Source organism: Halonotius roseus (assembly GCF_006861655.1).
Taxonomy (GTDB): domain Archaea; phylum Halobacteriota; class Halobacteria; order Halobacteriales; family Haloferacaceae; genus Halonotius; species Halonotius roseus.
On sequence record NZ_SESI01000001.1, the window covers coordinates 382670 to 401523 of the forward strand.

At 64.6% G+C, this 18854-nt stretch carries 22 protein-coding genes; 19 read left to right on the forward strand and 3 right to left on the reverse strand.

Annotated features, from left to right (window positions below; translation table 11 throughout):
- Positions 1 to 25: 25 nt before the first annotated feature.
- The 12 genes from EWF95_RS02080 to EWF95_RS02135 all read left to right on the forward strand — a co-directional run bounded on the left by EWF95_RS02080 (position 26) and on the right by EWF95_RS02135 (position 10500).
- Positions 26 to 1204: a monovalent cation/H+ antiporter subunit E gene (locus EWF95_RS02080; protein ID WP_142442380.1), complete on the forward strand. Its 1179-nt coding sequence runs from the start codon at positions 26 to 28 to the stop codon at positions 1202 to 1204.
- Entirely contained in the window at positions 1201 to 1506 is a 306-nt protein-coding gene (locus tag EWF95_RS02085; protein WP_142442382.1) for a cation:proton antiporter, read from the forward strand. The genes EWF95_RS02080 and EWF95_RS02085 overlap by 4 nt, the downstream gene beginning before the upstream one ends.
- Positions 1503 to 1823, forward strand: coding sequence for a monovalent cation/H(+) antiporter subunit G (gene mnhG / locus EWF95_RS02090; RefSeq protein WP_142442384.1), 321 nt, complete (start codon positions 1503 to 1505; stop codon positions 1821 to 1823). The genes EWF95_RS02085 and mnhG overlap by 4 nt, the downstream gene beginning before the upstream one ends.
- Positions 1820 to 2377, forward strand: coding sequence for a DUF4040 domain-containing protein (locus EWF95_RS02095; protein WP_142442386.1), 558 nt, complete (start codon positions 1820 to 1822; stop codon positions 2375 to 2377). The genes mnhG and EWF95_RS02095 overlap by 4 nt, the downstream gene beginning before the upstream one ends.
- Positions 2374 to 2988 carry an MnhB domain-containing protein gene (locus EWF95_RS02100; RefSeq protein ID WP_142442388.1) on the forward strand — a complete coding sequence of 205 codons (615 nt, stop codon included), beginning with the start codon at positions 2374 to 2376 and terminating at the stop codon, positions 2986 to 2988. Before EWF95_RS02095 ends, EWF95_RS02100 begins: the two co-directional genes overlap by 4 nt.
- A complete protein-coding gene (locus tag EWF95_RS02105; protein ID WP_142442390.1) occupies positions 2985 to 3353 on the forward strand; it encodes a cation:proton antiporter subunit C in 369 nt (122 codons plus the stop codon). The genes EWF95_RS02100 and EWF95_RS02105 overlap by 4 nt, the downstream gene beginning before the upstream one ends.
- Positions 3346 to 4887 carry a proton-conducting transporter transmembrane domain-containing protein gene (locus tag EWF95_RS02110; protein WP_142442392.1) on the forward strand — a complete coding sequence of 514 codons (1542 nt, stop codon included), beginning with the start codon at positions 3346 to 3348 and terminating at the stop codon, positions 4885 to 4887. The genes EWF95_RS02105 and EWF95_RS02110 overlap by 8 nt, the downstream gene beginning before the upstream one ends.
- Positions 4884 to 6569 carry a proton-conducting transporter transmembrane domain-containing protein gene (locus tag EWF95_RS02115; protein ID WP_142442394.1) on the forward strand — a complete coding sequence of 562 codons (1686 nt, stop codon included), beginning with the start codon at positions 4884 to 4886 and terminating at the stop codon, positions 6567 to 6569. Before EWF95_RS02110 ends, EWF95_RS02115 begins: the two co-directional genes overlap by 4 nt.
- On the forward strand, positions 6569 to 8362 hold the full coding sequence (locus tag EWF95_RS02120; protein ID WP_142442396.1) for a Na(+)/H(+) antiporter subunit D: 1794 nt from the start codon (positions 6569 to 6571) through the stop codon (positions 8360 to 8362). The genes EWF95_RS02115 and EWF95_RS02120 overlap by 1 nt, the downstream gene beginning before the upstream one ends.
- Positions 8363 to 8405: 43 nt before the next feature.
- A complete protein-coding gene (gene hisD / locus EWF95_RS02125) occupies positions 8406 to 9674 on the forward strand; it encodes a histidinol dehydrogenase (RefSeq protein ID WP_142442398.1) in 1269 nt (422 codons plus the stop codon).
- Positions 9675 to 9732: 58 nt separating this feature from the next.
- A complete protein-coding gene (locus tag EWF95_RS02130) occupies positions 9733 to 10098 on the forward strand; it encodes a HesB/IscA family protein (RefSeq protein WP_142442400.1) in 366 nt (121 codons plus the stop codon).
- Positions 10099 to 10173: 75 nt separating this feature from the next.
- Entirely contained in the window at positions 10174 to 10500 is a 327-nt protein-coding gene (locus EWF95_RS02135; RefSeq protein WP_142442401.1) for a DUF5789 family protein, read from the forward strand.
- Here the strand turns inward: EWF95_RS02135 and aglJ are convergent.
- Positions 10489 to 11499 carry an S-layer glycoprotein N-glycosyltransferase AglJ gene (gene aglJ, locus EWF95_RS02140; RefSeq protein WP_142442403.1) on the reverse strand — a complete coding sequence of 337 codons (1011 nt, stop codon included), beginning with the start codon at positions 11497 to 11499 and terminating at the stop codon, positions 10489 to 10491. The genes EWF95_RS02135 and aglJ overlap by 12 nt on opposite strands.
- 198 nt (positions 11500 to 11697) lie before the next feature.
- Between aglJ and EWF95_RS02145 the strand changes: the two genes are divergently transcribed.
- The 6 genes from EWF95_RS02145 to ftsY all read left to right on the forward strand — a co-directional run bounded on the left by EWF95_RS02145 (position 11698) and on the right by ftsY (position 14773).
- Positions 11698 to 11850 (forward strand): 50S ribosomal protein L39e, encoded by a 153-nt coding sequence (locus EWF95_RS02145; protein WP_120084282.1) that lies wholly within the window; start codon positions 11698 to 11700, stop codon positions 11848 to 11850.
- Positions 11851 to 11852: 2 nt separating this feature from the next.
- Complete coding sequence (locus EWF95_RS02150) at positions 11853 to 12128, forward strand: 50S ribosomal protein L31e (RefSeq protein ID WP_142442405.1); 276 nt, start codon at positions 11853 to 11855, stop codon at positions 12126 to 12128.
- Positions 12129 to 12134: 6 nt separating this feature from the next.
- Entirely contained in the window at positions 12135 to 12800 is a 666-nt protein-coding gene (locus EWF95_RS02155; protein ID WP_142442407.1) for a translation initiation factor IF-6, read from the forward strand.
- A gap of 109 nt (positions 12801 to 12909) precedes the next feature.
- Entirely contained in the window at positions 12910 to 13086 is a 177-nt protein-coding gene (rpl18a, locus tag EWF95_RS02160) for a 50S ribosomal protein L18Ae (protein ID WP_142442409.1), read from the forward strand.
- Positions 13083 to 13556, forward strand: coding sequence for a prefoldin subunit alpha (gene pfdA / locus EWF95_RS02165; protein WP_142442411.1), 474 nt, complete (start codon positions 13083 to 13085; stop codon positions 13554 to 13556). The genes rpl18a and pfdA overlap by 4 nt, the downstream gene beginning before the upstream one ends.
- A gap of 29 nt (positions 13557 to 13585) precedes the next feature.
- A complete protein-coding gene (gene ftsY / locus EWF95_RS02170) occupies positions 13586 to 14773 on the forward strand; it encodes a signal recognition particle-docking protein FtsY (RefSeq protein ID WP_142442412.1) in 1188 nt (395 codons plus the stop codon).
- Positions 14774 to 14853: 80 nt separating this feature from the next.
- Here ftsY and EWF95_RS02175 read toward each other — a convergent pair whose 3' ends face one another.
- Both EWF95_RS02175 and EWF95_RS02180 read right to left on the reverse strand, forming a co-directional pair.
- Positions 14854 to 15714: a twin-arginine translocation signal domain-containing protein gene (locus EWF95_RS02175; protein WP_142442414.1), complete on the reverse strand. Its 861-nt coding sequence runs from the start codon at positions 15712 to 15714 to the stop codon at positions 14854 to 14856.
- A gap of 51 nt (positions 15715 to 15765) precedes the next feature.
- A complete protein-coding gene (locus tag EWF95_RS02180; protein ID WP_142442416.1) occupies positions 15766 to 17244 on the reverse strand; it encodes a S8 family peptidase in 1479 nt (492 codons plus the stop codon).
- A gap of 191 nt (positions 17245 to 17435) precedes the next feature.
- Between EWF95_RS02180 and EWF95_RS02185 the strand changes: the two genes are divergently transcribed.
- Positions 17436 to 18833 carry a signal recognition particle protein Srp54 gene (locus EWF95_RS02185; RefSeq protein ID WP_142442418.1) on the forward strand — a complete coding sequence of 466 codons (1398 nt, stop codon included), beginning with the start codon at positions 17436 to 17438 and terminating at the stop codon, positions 18831 to 18833.
- Positions 18834 to 18854: the final 21 nt, after the last annotated feature.

Genomic DNA, 18854 nt, shown 5'->3' on the forward strand with positions numbered 1-18854 from the left:
GTGTGCCGGACGGAGTGACCCGCGGATGACGGCTCCCGCGTCGGGGATCGTCGTTCCCGTCAAACGTTCGCCGACCCTCCGCCAGACCGTCGGCTACGTGATCCAGCAGGCACTCGACGCCGACGGCGACGCCCCCGTCATCCACTTCGTCTCGGTTGCCTCCTGGCGCGCCGACGACCCCGGATCGGACGCCGACCGCCGACGGGCGACCGAGCTGCTCGAACAGGTCGAAACGTGGTCGCGGTTCGAACTGGAGGAGGCCGACGCCGACCCCGACGCGATCACCATCGAAACCGCGGTGATCGGCGACGACGACTACCTGTTCAGCCCGGCCGACTACGCCGAGCTGCTCACCGCCTACGGCGAGAGCCACGGTCTCGGTCACGTCGTCGTCGACCCCGAATACTCGCTTGTCGGCCACACGACACTGGTGGAGCCCCTGGAGTTCGAACTCCAGCAACGAAAGCTCTCCATCGAAGAGGCTCCCGTCGACCGGCCAACGCGCCGCGGCCGACTGACCGTTTCCTCGACCCCGGCGCGCTTCCTCACGCTGTTCGGCACCTCGTTTCTTTTCTATCAGATCCTTGGTGGCTTCAGCGGCCTCTTTGACATCGTGACCGGCCTTGCGACCGCGCTGGTCGTCGCTATCGCCCTCGACAACGTGAGCTTCTACCGCGATCCGACGCTGGTGGAGTCGCCGAAACGCCTCGCACGCGGCGTGATCTACGTGCCGTATCTCCTCTATGAGATCGTCGTCTCGAACCTCGTCGTCGCCCGCGTGATCCTCGATCCGCGGCTCGATATCGACCCGCGGCTGACCAAAGTTCGCGTCTTCGTCGGCTCGGGGTTCCCGTTGACGACGCTGGCAAACAGTATTACGCTGACGCCGGGAACGCTGACGGTGAAAGCCGACGATCAGGAGCTGTACGTCCACTCGCTGGTACCCTTCGCCCGCGATGGGCTGTTCGACGGCGCGTTAGAACGCTGGGTTCGGTTCGTCTTCTATGGGCGAGAAGCCGCCCGCTTCCCCACGCCGCGAGAACGTGGCGACACCGAAATCTTGCAAGATCCTGACGCGTCGTCGACAGCTGACGCGAACGCGGTCGCCGACGGCGGGGTCGATGTCGACGGCGACAGCGGTGTCGACGACAGCACCGACATCGCTGACGATAGCGCGACTCGCTCACAGGAGGGCGAGCGATGAGCGTCGCCGACACCACGGTGATCGCCGGCTACACTGTCGGTGACGGCCTGCTGATCGCGGCCGCGCTGTTCGTCACACTGGCCGTTGCGATGCTCTACCGAGCGATTCTGGGGCCGACCAATCAGGATCGCGTGCTCGCGGTCAACGTCCTCGGCACCAATACGGTCGTCATCCTCGCCTTGCTCGGTGCTGCCCTCGGCGAGCCGTGGTTCCTCGATATCGCGCTCGTCTACGCGTTGTTGAACTTCCTGATGTCGATTGCCATCTCGAAGTTCACCGTCGAGCGGGGTGGGGTCATATGATCACCACCGCCCGTATTGGACTCATCGCGGTCTTCGTCGCGTTGGGCCTGTTTTTCACGTTCGTCTCGGCGACCGGCGTCATCCGCCTGCCGGACGTGTTCTCGCGGGCTCACACCGCCTCCCAAGCCGACACGCTCGGCGCGGGCTTTGCACTCGCGGCTGTCGCGTTGACGATTGGCTGGGGGCCAACAGCGGTCAAGACGGTGCTGCTGCTGTTTTTCATCTTCGTCACCAACCCGACGGCCGCCCACGCCATCGCGCGAGCGGCCTACGAGGAGGGCGTCGAGCCCTGGACACGGGGGGATGAGCGACGATGAGCGTCGCTGTCGGCATTACGCCCATCGAGGCGTCGCTGTTCGTGTTCGTCCTGCTCACGGCCGTCCTGACCGCGCTGTTCCGGGACGTCCTCGCCTCGATTGTGGTCTTTGCGGCCTACAGCCTTGGATTGGCCCTGCTGTACACGTTCTACCGCGCGCCGGACGTGGGGCTGACCGAGGCCGCAATCGGGGCCGGCGTCACCACCGTCTTCCTGCTGTTGACGATAGCGAAGACGACCCGGCCCGCCAGCGACGCCCGCTTCGAGTCGATCAACTGGCCCGCCGTCGGCGTCTGTGGGCTGTTCGTCCTCGTTGTCGGCGCGACGCTCCCGGCGTTCCCGGCGGTCGGCGACCCGGCCTCGCCGATCCTCGCCAACGCCGACGTGACCGGCTACTACATCGCCAACGCCTACGACGAGACCGGCGCGGAAAACGCCGTCACAGCCGTTTTGGCGGCCTACCGCGGGTTCGATACCTTCGGCGAGGCTATCGTCGTCTTCGCCGCTGGGGTCGCCAGCCTGCTCGTGCTCGGTCGGGAGGTGTTCACCGCATGAGCAGCGACCGACTCGACGGCGACACTAACGGCATCGCCCGCCAGCGGCCGATGTACACCGAGAGCCAGGTCATCATGACGACCGTCAAGGCCGTGATCCCGTTCGTGTTGACCTACGGGCTGTTCATCACGTTCCACGGGACGAGTTCGCCCGGCGGCGGCTTCCAAGGCGGCGCGCTCGTCGCCTCGGTGGTGTTGATGATCGCCTTCGCCTTCGGCATCGAGTCGACCCGCGAGTGGCTGTCCAACTCGCTTGTCGTCGGCCTCGGCACGGTCGGCGTGGCGATCTTCGCGGGCATCGCGCTCGTCCCGATGGCTCTCGGCGAGAACTTCCTCGATTACACCGCCTACTACCCCGTGTTGGGCGACACGCTCGGCCTCAAGGAGTACGAGTTCGTCAAATACGGGATGGAGGCCGTCGAGATCGGCGGGATCGCCTTCATCGTTTCCGGTGTCCTGATGGGGCTGTTTTTCGCCCTCGCGGCCGGCGTGACGCCGCCCAGCGGCACCGCCAGCGACGCTGCCGAGGCGTCGGATTCGGATGGCGAAACCGATGTCGACGACGGCGAGACTGCTGGCGACACCGCCACTGAGGCGGGTGAGAACGAATGACCGACTTCCTCGGGGTGGTGACGACGCGACACGCCTACGCGCTGTTCGTCCTGCTGTCTGCCATCGGGCTCTACATGATGATCGCGAACAAAAACCTCGTCAAGAAGATTATCGGGCTGAACATGTTCCAAACCGGCGTCTTCCTGTTTTTCGTCACCTCGGCCTACCGGATCGGCGGCGCGGCCCCGATCATCACCGAGGGGGCTGGCCCCTACGTCAGCCCGCTGCCGCAGGTGATCGTGCTGACGGCGATTGTCGTCGGCATCAGCCTTACGGCAGTCGGCCTCGCGCTCACCATCCGGCTGTACAGCGAGTACGGCACGCTGCGTGCCGACGCGCTCCGGGAGGTGATCGGCGATGAGTGACGCCCTCCTGCCGCTGTTGATCGCTCTGCCGCTCCTTGCGGCGATATTCCCGCTGCTGTTCGGCCTCCGATTCGAGCGCGTCGGCTGGCCGGTCGCGATGGCAACGTCGCTGTCGGTTGCCGGCCTCGCGGCGTGGCTCGCGTGGGCCGTCTCGCCGTGGAGCGGCGGAAGTCGGCGGTTCGTCCACGACCTCGCGGGCTACCCCGCGCCCTACGGGATCGAACTCGTCGGCGACGGGCTGTCGGCCCTGCTCGCACTCCTCATCGCCATCGTTGCCGTCGCCGTCCTCGTCTACGCCCGGACGACCGGCCCCGACAGCAACGCCTTCTACAGCGGTTTCCTGCTGCTGACTGGCGGTTTGCTCGGGATGGCACTCACCGGCGACCTGTTCAACCTCTTCGTCTTCCTCGAAATCGTCGGGCTGGTGAGCTACGCGCTGATCGCCAGCAACGACGACCCCCGGGCCGCCTACGGCGCGCTCAAATACCTCTTTCTTGGTACAGCGGGCGCATCACTGTACCTGATCGGCGTCGGCTACGCCTTTGTCGCCACCGGCACGCTCAACATGCGCGATATGGCAACTGAACTCGCCGCCCTCGGCTACAACGACCCGCTCGTCCAAGCCGCGTTCGGCTTCATCCTCATCGGCTTCATGCTGAAGATCGCTATTTTCCCGCTGCATACGTGGCAGCCCGATGCCTACACGTACGCGCCCGATACGATTTCAGCCTACATTTCCGCGCTCGTCTCGACGACAGCGGCCTACGCGCTCATCCGGATCGCCTACGACGTGTTCACTGTTGACTTCTTCGCGGCGAATCCACTGATCACCGACGCCGTCCTGCTGGTCGCCTCGGTCAGCATCGTCGTCGGCAGCCTGCTGGCCCTGTTGCAGACCGACCTCAAACGCGTCTTCGCGTACTCCTCGGTCGCCCAATTCGGGATGATTCTCGCCGCCATCGGGCTGCAGAGTGAAACCGCGCTGTTCGGCGCGGTCATCCACCTCGTCGGCCACGGGCTGATGAAGGCGACGCTGTTCATGGGCGCGGGCGTGCTCTCGTCGGCCTACGGCGCGCGAACCGTCGCCGACTACGCCGGCCTCGCCAAGCGCGCCCCGATCACCTCGGGCATGATGGCGGTGACGGGTCTCGCACTCGTCGGGATTCCGCCCTCGGTCGGCACGCTCGGCAAGTGGTTCATCGCCCTCGGCGCGGTCGAAGAGGGCTCGTGGGGCGTCGCCGCTCTGATCTTCATTAGTACGCTATTGACGCTGACGTACATCGGCCGGCTGCTCGAAACGCTGTACTTCAATCCGCTCGCCGACACCGACGACGCCGCTGTCGCTGGCGACGCGACAGACGCGGTCGATGCCACGGATGACAGCTCGTTCGTCGCCGACGGCGGCGTCGACCGCGTTGCGACCGAACGCGTCGTTGTCGTCGTCGTGCTCGCGCTCTCGACGGTCGCGCTGTTCGCCGCGGCCGATCCGCTTGCTGCCATGCTCGATCCCGTCTTCGGGAGGTTCTTCCAATGACTACCCCCTCGCTCCAACCGCTGGCTGCTGTCGTCGTCTCGTTCGTCGCCGCCGGGCTGATCCTCGTCTCCGGCCGGCGGCCGAACCTCCGAGAAGCGTGGACGTTGCTGGCGTCGTTCTCGATGTTCGGCCTCGTCGCCAGCATGGTGCCCGGCGTGCTCGCCGGCGAAACCTACGTCACGAATCTCGGCACCATCGTCCCCGGCATCGACTTCGTCCTCCGGGCCGACCCGCTGGGCGTCCTGTTCGCCTCTCTCGCTAGCTTGCTGTGGATCGTCACCAGTTTCTACAGCATCGGCTACATGCGCGGCCTCGATGAGGACAACCAAACCCGCTACTTCGCCTCCTTCGCCGTCTCGGTCGCCGCCGCCGTCGGGATCGCCTTTTCGGGGAATCTCCTGACGATCTTCGTCTTCTACGAGGTGCTCTCGGTCGCAACGTACCCGCTCGTCGCCCACGACGAGACGCCCGAAGCGCGGTCGGCCGGTCGCAAGTATCTCGCCTACACCTTCTTCGGCGGCGGGGTGTTGGTGCTGGCCGGTACAACGCTGGTCTACTGGCTCGCCGGCACGGTCGATTTCACACCCGGCGGGATCGCCGCCCTCGCAAATGCTGATCCGACGGCGGCGACGCTGGCGTTCATCGTCCTCGCGCTTGGATTCGGCGTCAAAGCCGGGTTGATGCCGCTGCACCAGTGGCTGCCCGAAGCGATGGTCGCGCCGACGCCCGTCTCGGGGCTGCTGCACGCGGTCGCGGTCGTCAAAAGCGGCGTCTTCGGGATTGCCCGTGTTGTTCTCGACGTGTTCGGCCCCGAAACACTGGCCGCGCTCGGCCCCGACCGCTTCGGCGACCTCGGGATCGCCTTACCGTTGGCCGCGCTGGCGGCGATCACGCTCACCGTCGCCAGCATCATCGCCCTCCGGAAGGATCACCTCAAACGTCGGCTGGCGTACTCGACGATCAGCCAACTCTCGTATATCGTCCTCGGCCTCGCGCTACTGGAGGGCGACGCCTTGATCGGCGGGCTGCTCCACATCCCTGCTCACGCGTTCATGAAGCTCACCCTGTTCTTCTGTGCGGGCATCATCCACGTCGAAACCCACACCGACTACATCAGCGAGATGGCCGGCATCGGCAAGCGGATGCCGCTGACGATGCTGGCCTTCGGTGTCGCCGCCGCAGGTATGGCCGGCATTCCGCTTGTCGCCGGCTTCGTCAGCAAGTGGTACATCGTGATCGGCGCGTTCGAGGGCGGCAACGGGATCTTCGCGGCCGTGTTGCTGCTCTCGGGAATCCTCAATATCGCGTACTTCTGGCCCATCGTCTACCAGGCGTTCTTCGAGACGCCCGATGATACCGACGAGAAACCGCTGGTCGAAGGCCCCTATGGCGGCCGCGACCGCGTGGTTGCTGATGGTGGCGACGCCACCAACACCGCTGACGACGCACACGACGCCAGCGACGAGCACAATTCCGACCACGAAGACCACCATCACGGCGGCCCGCCAGCTGGCGGCTGGGAAGTCAGCAACTGGCGCGGCGGCGAGAGTACGTGGTTCATGCTCGGGCCGATCCTGACCGCGGCCGCGCTGTCGCTGCTGCTCGGTGTTATTCCGCACACTGTCGTCTTCCTGCGGATCGTCGAGACCATTGTCGGTAATCTTCCGGGGGTGATGGGCTGATGACGACCGCGCTGACCGCAGTGCCGCCGGGCGTCGTCCTGCTCGCGGTCGCCGTGCTCGTCGCGCTCCTACCGCGGCGGGTCGGCCACGCGCTCGGCATCGCTGCCTCGGCGGCAACGCTGGCGTGGGTGTGGACGATTCCTGCGGGAGCCTACCTCCCAACCGAGTTCCTCGGGTTTGAGGCCGTCCTGTTCAACGTCGACCAGTTCTCCCGGTTGATGGGGATCATCTTCGCGCTGATCGGCGTCGTCGCCGTGCTGTACTCCTACGCCAGCGAGGCCGAGAGCCTCCAGACTGCCTTCGCGCTCTCGTATGTCGCCACCAGTTTCGGGGCCGTCTTCGCCGGCGACTGGCTCACGCTCATCTTCTTCTGGGAGCTGATGGCCGTCACCAGCACGCTGCTCGTCTGGCACTATCGCGGCAAGGCGGTGCGGGCGGGTTACCGCTATGCCATCTTCCACGGAATTGGCGGGACGCTACTGATGGCCGCCATTTTGCAGACCTACGTCGCCAAGGGAACCTTCCTCTTCGCGTCGGTACCCGGTGGGCCGGAAGTCGCCGGCATCGCTGCCGGCCTGCCAGCCGCGCTCGCCGCGGTCGGGATCGGCGTCAACGTCGGCTTCATCGGCCTGCACACGTGGCTGCCCGACACCTACCCGCGGCCACACATCGCCGCCAGCGTCTTCCTCTGTGTATTCACCACCAAGACCGGCGTCTACGGAATGTACCGAGCGTTCCCGGAGGGTCACCTCGCTATCGCCTACATGGGCGGCGGGATGGCCGTCTTCGGCGCGACGTTCGCGTTGTTCCAAAACGACATGCGCCGGCTGCTTTCGTACCACATTCAGTCGCAGGTCGGCTACATGATCGCCGGCGTCGGCATCGGGTCGGCACTCTCCCAAGCAGGAGCCTTCGCCCACGTCTTCAACCATATCCTCTACAAGGGCCTGTTGTTCATGACGGCGGGTGTCATCATCTACCGGACGGGCGAGGAGAACCTGAAAAAGCTCGGCGGGCTGGCCCGCGAGATGCCGATTACCGCTGTGACGTTCACCGTTGCCGCGCTCTCGATTGCGGGATTCCCGTACTTCAACGGCTTCGTCAGCAAGGGGATCATCATCGACGGTGCGCACTACACCTTCGAGGAGGGGCCGCTCCTGCTCGGTGAGTTCCACACGCTCGAATGGCTGCTGTTGCTCGGTGGGATCGGGACGTTCATGTCGTTCATCAAGTTCGGCTACTACGCCTTCCTCCACGGCCCGGCCGACCGCAGTGTCGCCGATGCCAACCGCGGCCAAACCGTGGCGATGGTGGCGGTCGCTGCACTCTGTGTCTACTACGGCGTCTTCGACGGCGCGTTGTTCGCGCTGCTGCCGTTCGATGTCACCGATCCCGCGGTCGTCGAGGAGGTCTACACGACCTATACCGTCCCCCACGTTGTCGAGGGTGTGATCCTCGGCCTGCTCGGCCTGCTCGGCTTCGCGCTCGTGAAAAAACCGCTCTCGAAACTCGGTCGCGTCCCCGATGTCGACTCGCTCTACAACCCTGCCGTCTTCTACGGCGGGCGCGGCGTGATCGTCGGCGTCACCGAGGGCTACGCCGCCGTTGACCGCGCCGTGATGAGAACCATCGCCCGCGCGAAAGCCGTCGGCAGCGATCCGCGGGCAACTGCCCGGCGGCTCGGCCTCGGCAGCGACGACCAGCCGCCGATCCTCCGCTCAGGCATCGGCCGGAGCGTCTTCGTCTTACTCGCGCTGGTGAGCGTCGCCGTGGCGATCCTGCTGGTCGGCTGAGGCCGATGAAAACGGTTTTTCGACCGCTCTCCCAAACCGATCCATGGACTACCGAGTCATCGCGGATCTCTCGCCGGCCGAACGCGCGACCCTCTTCGAGCGCGACGCCGGCATCGACGCGGTTCGCAACGACGTGGCTGACATCATCGACCGTGTCAGCAGGGAGGGCGATGTCGCACTCCGCGATCTCGCCTCGAAGTACGACGACGTGGAAGTCGGCAATCTCGACGTGACTGACCTCGCCGAGCGCGCCCACGAGGATGTCGATGACGACGTGATGGACGCAATCGAGACTGCCGCTGCCAACATCCGCGAGTTCCACGAGCGACAGGTGCCCGACGACTGGCGCGAAGACTTTGACGGCCGCGAACTCGGCCGCCGGTTCCGCCCGCTCTCGGAGGTCGGCGTCTATGCGCCCGGCGGCACCGCCGCCTACCCCTCCAGCGTCCTGATGGGTGTCATCCCCGCGAAGATCGCCGGCGTCGATCACGTCGCCGTCGCTACGCCGCCGGCCGACCCGATCAATCCCGTCACGCTCGCGGCCGCCCACGAAGCCGGCGCGGACGCGGTCTATGCGGCCGGCGGCGCGCAGGCCGTCGCCGCGCTGGCCTATGGCACCGAAACCGTCACCGCAGTCCAGAAGATCGTCGGCCCCGGCAACAAGTGGGTGACCGCCGCGAAAGCCGAAGTCCGCGGCGACGTTGAGATCGACTTCCTCGCTGGGCCGAGCGAGGTACTCGTTGTCTGCGATGAGACCGCCGACCCCGATCTCGTCGCCAGCGATCTGGTCGCTCAAGCCGAACACGACCCCAACGCCTCGGTCGTCGCTGTCACCGACGACGAAGCGACCGCCGCGGCGATCAGCGAGGCCATCGACGAGCAGGTCACCGACCGCGAGCGGAGCGATATCATCAGCGACGCGCTCGCCCACGACGCCAGCGGCGTCCTGCTCGCTCGCTCGATGTCGGAGGCCGTCCTCTTTGCCGAGGAGTACGCCGCCGAACACCTCTCGATTCAGGCCGACGACGACGAGGCCCTGCTCGACCGCATTGATTCGGCCGGCAGCGTCTTTTTGGGGCCGTACACCCCGGTTGCTGCAGGCGATTACGCCTCCGGAACCAACCACGTTCTACCGACCAACGGCGGTGCGAAGCGGTTCGGCGGGCTCTCGGTCGATGCCTTCCTGCGGTCGACGACCGTCCAGCGACTCGATGCCGACGGTCTCGATGATCTCTCGGAGACGATTACGACGCTCGCCGACGCCGAAGGGTTGGAGGCCCACGCCGAGAGCGTCCGCCGGCGGTTCGAGTAACGATACCTGATTACGTCTCGGCGTCAGGGTTAACAGGCTTCGCAGACCATACGCAGCTATGAGCACTGGTACCGCCGACGGCACGAGCGAGGAGGCCGTCGAAGTCACCGAGCAGGCCGCCGCAAAGGCACTCGCGTTGATGGAAAGCGAGGGGATGGACACCGATATCGGGGGGCTCCGGCTGTTCGTCCAGCAGGGCGGCTGTGCCGGCCTCTCCTACGGGATGCGCTTTGATGACGAACCCGAAGAAGATGATACGATCACCGTTCACCACGGGCTCCGTGTGTTCGTCGACCCCTCAAGCCTGAACTACATCGGCGGCAGCAGCCTCCAGTACGAGGACGGGCTGCAGGCCGAAGGGTTCCATGTCGAGAACCCGAATGTCGTCTCCGAGTGCGGCTGCGGTGAAAGTTTCAGAACCTGACGCGATTTGTTCCGTTTCAGCGGCGACGCGGCTGGTGTGGCTGGGTTTTTACCACCTGAGCCCAACGTGTAGCCAATGGCAGCGAGGCCGCCCCAAAACGATACGTCGGAGCCTGAAGTGATCGCGTTCGGCATCGCCGCGCTCGCCGCCCGGCTTGAGACGGCCGACATCAGCTATCCGGCAACAAGCCAACAGATCTGTGCGGCCGTCGACGACACCGAGATCCCGGTCGACGGCACGGGCAACACCGTCGAGTTGGCGACCGTACTCGATCGATTGCCGCAGGATGAGTTCGCCAAGCAATCGGAGCTGCTGGATATGCTTCATCCGGTGTTCGAGGAACAGCGCAAACAGGCCGCCACAAGCGTTGTCGGTCGACTCCGATCCCTGTTACCGATCTGAGCTGGCGACCGGCTGATCAGCCTCGCCGTCGGTCGGCGTCGGCTCCGGCTGATCGGCCACGGTTTTCCTTCGATCGTTGGTGAGACCGGTTTCGAGCCGATCGATCCGGTCGCGCTGTTCGCGGTGCAGCGACTGGATCATATCCGCAAGGAAGCCGAAGATCAGGAGTTGCACGCCGAGCAGTAGCATCGCAACCCCGCCGATGGCGATTAGCTCGTGGGTGATATTGAGGGTGAGCCACCGCCAGAGGACAAACACCAGCATGACGACGCCAACGGTCGTCGAGCCGAGGCCGACGCTGCCAAAGTAAAACAGCGGGTTGTTCGTCTTCGCGTTTCGGTATAACTCCAGCAGGATGATACTGCCATCCTTGACCGGATGAAGGTTGGTTGCCGAGCCGTCGGGCCGCGGGCGGTAGGTGATCGGGACGACCGTGGTGTCGATCTCGTGTTTCGCACACTGGATCGCCATCTCGGTCTCGATGCCGAACCCGTCGGCCGTCAGGGTCAGTCGCTCGAAGGAGTCGGTTGTGAACGCCCGATATCCCGAGAGGATGTCGACGTAGTTTGCGCCGTAGATCGCCCGAAAGACGCCATTGAAAAAGCGGTTGCCGATCCTGTTGAGCGTCGTCATCGCACCGGCCTCCATGTCGGCAAACCGGTCGCCGATGACGTGGTCGGCCTCGCCATCGAGCAGCGGCTCCAACATCGCCTCGGCGTCGGCGGCGCGGTAGGTCATGTCGGCGTCGACCATGAGAACGTACGGCGCGTCGATGTGGGCGACAGCCTGCCGGACAGCCTGACCCTTCCCACTGCCGGTCTGGGTGATGACCGTCGCGCCGGCCTCCTCGGCGAGCTCCCGTGTCCCGTCGCTGGAGCCGCCATCGATGACGAGGATATCGGTGAAGCCGGCGGCCTGATAGCTGGTGATCACATCGGTGATCGTCTCGGCCTCGTTGAACGCCGGCAACAGGACACAGACATCCGCACTCGAAGCCATTGTCGTGGTGTCGGCACCCGAGGCCTAAAACCCTGTGTGGTTGTCGGTTGGGGCTCCGGGGTGGTGGTCGGTTTCTGGATCGTTGGCCGCCACCGGTGGTCGATCTCTGGATCGTTGGCCGCCGCCGGGATTGGGTTGCCGCGTCGATCCGTCGGGATGGACAGGATTTTAAGCGGTGCTATCCGAGAGGCTGGTACTATGGGAAAGAAATCGAAGGCGCAGAAAAAGCGGCTGGCGAAGCTTGACCGCCAGAACCGGCGGGTGCCGACATGGGTCATGATGAAAACCGATATGGAAGTTTCGCGCAACGCGAAACGCCGCAACTGGCGGCGGGGCGACACTGACGAGTAACGATGAGTACGAGTGATTTCGAGGAGCGCGTCGAGACGGTACCGCTCCGCGGCGTGAAAGCTGTCCCGACCCAGGAGCGTGCCGACCGGGCGATGACGATCATCCGCGACCACCTCGCACAGCATTTCAACGTCACCGAGGATGAGGTTCGGCTCGATCCCTCGATCAACGAGGCGGTCTGGGAGAACGGCCGGCAGAACCCGCCGTCGAAGCTTCGGGTTCGTGCGGCTCGGTTCGTCGAGGACGGCGAGGCGATCGTCGAGGCGGAACTCGCCTAACCCACCGTGTTACGCACGACTGTTGCCGGCTCACCGTACGTCGGTGTCTTCGCACACGCGAGCACCGGCTGTCTGCTCGTCCGGCGGGATATCGACGACGAGACAGCGGCGGCGATCGCCGACGAACTCGGCGTTGAACCGGTGTCGACGACGATCGGCGGCTCCGGCACCGTCGGCGCGTTGGCCGCCGGCAACGACAACGGGCTCGTTGTCTCCAGCCAGCTCACCGATCGGGAACGCGAGACGATCGGCGACGCCGCCGACGGCCAGGTCGCCGAGCTTCCGGGCCGCATCAACGCCGCCGGCAACGTCGTGCTCGCCAACAACACCGGCGCGTACGTTCATCCTGAGCTCGACGACGAGGCGGTATCGGTCGTCGAGGAGACCCTCGACGTGCCGGTCGTTCGCGGCGCGCTCGGCGATCGACAGACCGTCGGCACCGCCGCCGTCGCCAACAACACCGGCGTGTTGTGTCACCCACAATCGCGGGAAGCCGAGCTGACAACGATCGAGGAGCACCTCGATGCCTACGTCGACGTTGGGACGATCAACTACGGCGCGCCGCTGTTGGGCTCGGGGCTCATCGCCACCGACGACGGGTTCGTTGTCGGCGAGAAGACGACCGGCCCGGAGATCGGCCGGATCGAGGATACCCTCGGCTTTATCGAGTAGCCGCGGCGGCTGGTTTTTTGCTGTCGGCTACCGGTTGCACGGCACAGCGTTTGGGGTGACTCGTTCCGAGTAGGAAGATACTTCCCCGTTGCTGCCGGAGCAACGAGGCATGAGTCAGTTCACGATTCGCGGCGAGTTCGACGGGCGAACCGGCCCGCGAACCTTCACGAAGGAGATCGAGGCCGAAAACGAGAACGTCGCCCGCGAGCACATCCTCTCGCAGTTTGGGAGCGAACACGGGCTCAAACGAACGCAGATCACGATTCAGGAGGTGTCCGCACAATGATGGGAAGCGGTGGCGGCGGTCAGCAGCTCCAGCAGCTCCAGAAACAGCTTGAAGCCATCGACGCCGAGGTCGAAGCCCTGGAAGCCGAGGTCGACGAGCTTGAGACCGAACACGCCGAGATCGACGAGGCGATCGACGCTCTCGACACTCTCGACAGCGGCTCGACGGTGCAGGTGCCGATCGGCGGCGACGCCTACCTCCGCGCGGAGATTCAGGATATCGACGAGGTCATCGTCAGCCTCGGCGGCGGCTACGCGGCCGAACAGGAACAGGACAACGCCGTCGACGCCCTCCGCTCCAAACAGGACACCATCGAGGAGACCATCGAGGAGACCGAAGCCGAGATCGAGGAGCTCGAAGACGAGACCAAGGATCTCGAAAAACAGGCCCAGGCGATCCAACAGCGGATGCAACAACAGCAGCAACAGCAGATGTCGAAGATGGAGCAGATGCAGGACGGCGACGAGTAACGACCCACCCAACCTACTGAGGATCAGCCGTGTTTGATGGACTCAAAGACAAGCTGAACTCGTTCCGCGAGGATGTCGAGGAAACCGCCGAGGAGGCGGCCGACGCGGACGAGTCAGCCGACGACGCCGACGAATCGACCGCGAGTGCCGACGCCGACGAATCGACCGCGAGTGCCGACGACGCCGACGCCGAGAGTGTCGCTGTCGACGACGATGATTCCGACGACAGCGCGGCCGCGGCTGCTGCCGAGACCGACGCTGAGACACCCAGTAGCGACGAAAGCGATAGCGACGACGCTGACGACAGCGACGACTCGTCATCAGGGCCGGGCACGCTGAAACGCGCCGCCGCCTTCGCCACGGGCAAGGTCATCATCGAGGAAGACGACCTCGAAGACCCACTCTGGGAGCTCGAAATGGCACTGCTTGAGAGCGACGTGGAGATGAGCGTCGCCGAGCAGATCCTCGACACCGTCGAGGAGACGATGATCGGCGAGACGCGCAAACAGGTCGAAACGACCGGCGAACTCGTCGAACGCGCACTCCACGACGCGCTGGTCGACGTGATCAGCGTCGGGCAGTTCGATTTCGACGAGCGGATCGCCGAGGCCGACAAACCGATCACCATCGTCTTCACCGGCGTCAACGGCGTCGGCAAGACGACCTCGATCGCCAAGCTCTCGGAGTATCTGGCCGATCGCGGCTATAGCTCGGTGATGGCCAACGGCGACACCTACCGCGCCGGCGCGAACGAACAGCTCCAACAGCACGCCGAAAATCTCGACCGCAAGATCATCACCCACGAGCAGGGTGGCGACCCCGCCGCGGTCATCTACGATGGCGTCGAATACGCCGAGGCCAACGACGTGGATGTCGTCCTCGGCGACACAGCAGGGCGGCTCCACACCAGCGACGATCTGATGTCACAGCTCGAAAAGATCGACCGCGTTGTCGACCCAGATATGACGCTGTTCGTCGACGAGGCCGTCGCCGGCCAGGATGCCGTGATGCGCGCCCAGGAGTTCAACGACGCCGCCGCAATCGACGGGACGATCCTGACGAAGGCGGATGTCGATGCCTCCGGCGGTGCGGCGATCTCGATCGCCTACGTCACCGGGAAGCCGATCCTCTTCCTCGGGACAGGACAGGGGTACGACCATATCGAACCGTTCGAGCCCGAGGAACTGGTCGATCAGCTGCTTGGGGCCGACCAGTAGTTTTTGATCGCTGTTTCTGACGAACAAAGCAGTAGACCTGTCGAGGAGCCGTCAGCCTGTGGTCTGAGTGTCGCCGGTATTCAAACAGAGATCTCTCGCTCAACAAGCTCCCACGACTCGATCGTGGGCTGAGTACAGTAGACGCTGCGGTTGCCGGTCTGACCAACGGCCGACCGAGGGTCGCCAGCGAGTGCCATTGTAATCGAGAGGCGATCCCTGATCGGTTGTTCGTACTCGATGAGCAGCTCAACGGTTTGGGGTTCGGTGAAACAGGCCCCGCCAGGTGGGGTGAGCAGGTTTGCACCGACCGCCGGCTGATCAGCAACGATCAGATACGTCCGCTCCCAGCCCGCCGCCCAGGCCGGTGTCGTCGGCGTGATCTGACCGATCTGTTCGACCCCGTGGGCCGTTGTGAGAAATCCATCGTCGACAAAAGCTCGCAGCGGGCGCATGCGAATGTCGCTGTTGTTCTGGAGTGTGATCTCGATGCTGTTGACGATGTTGACGCTGCTGTTGTTTTGAAGACTGAGCTCGTAGTCGATGTCGATCGTCGGCTGCCACGGCCGCCGGGTCAGCTCTGTCTCCCCGTCGTAGAGAACGAGCTCGTGGTCGAGCGATTTGACGGCCGCGATCGGGTGGAGGATGGCATCGACCCCATCCTCTAGCGGCACACGGACGAAGCGTTGCTCCGGGCGGAGCTGTGTCTGAAAGACGGAGGCACCCGACTCGGTGACAACGACCAACCGTGTCGCGCCGTGATCCTCGACCAGTTCGATGAGGAGGTCGACAACGCGGGGGTTGGCACGCCGTTCAGTACTGAGCGAGGCGATGTATGTCGACTCCGGATCTGCCGCTGTCTCACTCGCCGCACAGCCCCCAAGCGCTGTCACCGCCCCGGCGGCGAGTGTCCCCAACACCCTGCGACGCGAAACCGGACTCACAGGTCATCTTCACCACTCAGCGAATAAACTTGCATCGCTGCCGCGCTGTGGTTAGTTGCGACAGACATCGACCGGGATCGAGAGGCTGGTGTTGGATGTCGTGACCGTGATCGAGGAGGTTCGGGGCGCGGCACAGGCGATCCCACGTGTGCCCCGGATCGTTGTGGTTGTGGTTCCGTTGAGCGTGACGCGACGGGAGCCAACCCGGTCACCGTCCACGGAGAGTATCACGAGTTGGCTGTCGGTGACGTTGCCGACGTTTTTGATCGTGGCCTCGAATGAGACCGGCTTGTTGCGTCCGAGGCGGTGCTCAGTTGGGCCATCGTGTGTGAGCCTCGTGACCGCGAAGTACGGGGGTCGATCGGCGACCGCTGCCACCGCGTCGTAGCCGTCGATGACGCCGTAGCCGTACCGTGTGTCAGGCGGTGTTTGGCCGGGATAGCGGGCGGTCTGGAGGAGCGCGCGATCGATCTCGGCCGGTGTGAGCTGGCGGTCGCTGGCGGCCTGCATGAGCGCGACCACGCCAGCGGCGTGGGGGGCGGCAAAACTGGTTCCCGATGTGCGCGTGAACCCACCGCCGGCGGTTGTGGAGATGGTCGTCGCGGGGGCGACAACGGTCGGCACGACGTACGACTCCGGCCAATCGTACTCGTAGATCGGCCTCGAACCCCAGCGGGCGCGGGTTGAAATGAGGTTGCCGACCGAGTAATCTTCGACAGCTCCGGAGGCGTTGGTCGCGCCGACCGACAGCGCGCTGTAGATGCTTCCGGGGGAGGTGATGCCGCCGTCACCTTCGTTGCCTGCGGGGACGACGACGTAGACCCCCGCCGCGCGGGCGCGTTCGATCGCCTCGATGTATCGATCGTAGTAGACCCGTTTGTGGCCGACATTGATCAGCAACACGTCGGGCTGCTGGGGATGGGTGATCGCCCACTCGACACCCCGGAGGACGGTCGTGGTGCGGGCGGTGCCGTCGCCGTCGATCACCTTCCCGTGGAGTAGGGTTGCGTTGGGTGCGACCCCGAAACGCGTCCCATCCGGTGTTTCGTTGCCGACGACCACGCCGGAGGTGATCGTGCCGTGGTTTCGATCGTCGATTGGATCGCTTCGATTATCGATAAAATCCTTCCAGCCGTCTTCGGCCAGAGTGAGTGATCGGTGGGAGTCGGTAGCGACACCGGAATCAAGGACGGCGATCGTTGTGTTCTCGCCGCGCGTGTCGAACCCGGTCCACACCTCGTTGACGCGGAGTAATTCCAGCGCGGCGGTCGTATTCGTCGCCGGTGGAGGCCCGATGATCGATGGCCTGACTGTCTGGGACTCGGGCGTCGATCGCGGGCGTTCAGCTGCGGGTGGGCGATCACTGTTCGTTTGGAGCGCGCCGGTGGAGGATGTTGAGAGACGATCTGCGGTGGGTGATTTTGGGTTGAGCGCCTCGGCGGAAGCACCAGATGCGGTGGTGTCGGCCGCACCAACGAGTAATATCGTACTGAGACAGACCAGAGCAACAATCGGCAGAGCGTGTTTCATACTATCGGAGCCGACAGCGTGGAGTAGGGCCTGTTGGCAGTTGGTGGGTGTAGGTGTTGCGGTGTCATATCTGTCCTCGGAACCAGTCGAGGAAGAAGTCGTCCAGCAGCCGAGCCTGACAGAGTGTCCGAGAGCGATCAACGCCACCGGACGAACAACACTTTAGCTATCCGGCCGTCTAACACGGACAAATGGTACTCGATGATCTCGGGAGTTCGCTGCGGGGCACCCTCGATGACCTCCGCGGGAAATCCCGGCTGGAGGAAGACGACATCCAAGAGGTCGTCAAGCAGATCCAACGCTCGCTGTTAGAGGCCGATGTCGAAGTCGACCTCGTGATGGAGCTGTCGGACTCGATCAAAGGTCGCGCACTCGACGAGGAGCCACCCGGCGGCACCTCTGCCCGCGATCACGTCCTCAAGATCGTCTACGAGGAGCTGGTCGAGCTCGTCGGCGACTCCACCGAACTACCCTTGGAATCCCAGACGATACTGCTCGCTGGCCTGCAGGGGTCGGGGAAGACGACCACCGCCGCCAAGATGGCGTGGTGGTTTGCCAAGAAGGGCCTCCGGCCGGCGATCATCCAGACCGACACGTTCCGGCCCGGCGCGTACGATCAGGCCAAACAGATGGCCGGCAACGCCGAGGTCGATTTTTATGGTGATCCCGACGCCGACGACCCGGTGCAGATCGCCCGCGACGGTCTCGAAGCGACCGAGCAGGCCGAAGTCCACATCGTCGACACCGCCGGTCGGCACGCCCTCGAAGAGGAGCTGATCGCCGAGATCGAGGAGATCGATTCGGTCGTCGATCCCGACACCAGGCTGCTCGTGCTCGACGCCGCAATCGGGCAGGGAGCCAAAGAGCAGGCCCAGCGATTCGAGGAGGCCATCGGCGTCGAAGGCGTCGCCATCACCAAACTCGACGGGACAGCCAAAGGTGGCGGCGCGCTCACCGCGGTCAACGAGACCGACTCTTCGATCGCGTTTCTCGGAACCGGCGAAACCGTCCAGGACATCGAACGCTTCGAGCCCAACAGCTTCATCTCTCGGCTGTTGGGGATGGGCGACCTGAAGCAGCTCTCCGAGCGCGTCGAGCGCGCGATGGAAGAGACAGGGGCCGAAGACGACGATTGGAACCCAGAGAGCATCCTTGAGGGGAGCTTCACGCTGAAGGATATGCAAAAACAGATGGAGGCGATGAACAACATGGGGCCGCTCGATCAGGTGATGGATATGATCCCCGGGATGGGCGGCGGGATGATGGATCAGCTGCCCGACGACGCGATGGACGTAACCCAAGAGCGAATGCGGGAGTTCAACGTCATCATGGATTCGATGACCGACGGCGAGCTCGAAGAGCCGCGCTCGATCTCGGCGAGTCAGGTCGAACGCATCGCCCGCGGCTCGGGCACCAACACCGAGCGGGTGAACGAACTGCTCGAACAGCACAAGATGATGGATCGCACCCTGAATCAGTTCCAGGGGATGGGCGACGGCGACATGGAGCGGATGATGAAGAAGATGCAGGACGGCGAGGGTGGTCTTGGCGGGCTCGGTGGCGGCGGTGGCCCCGGCGGCATGATGTAAGCCGGACGGCCGTCCCACATC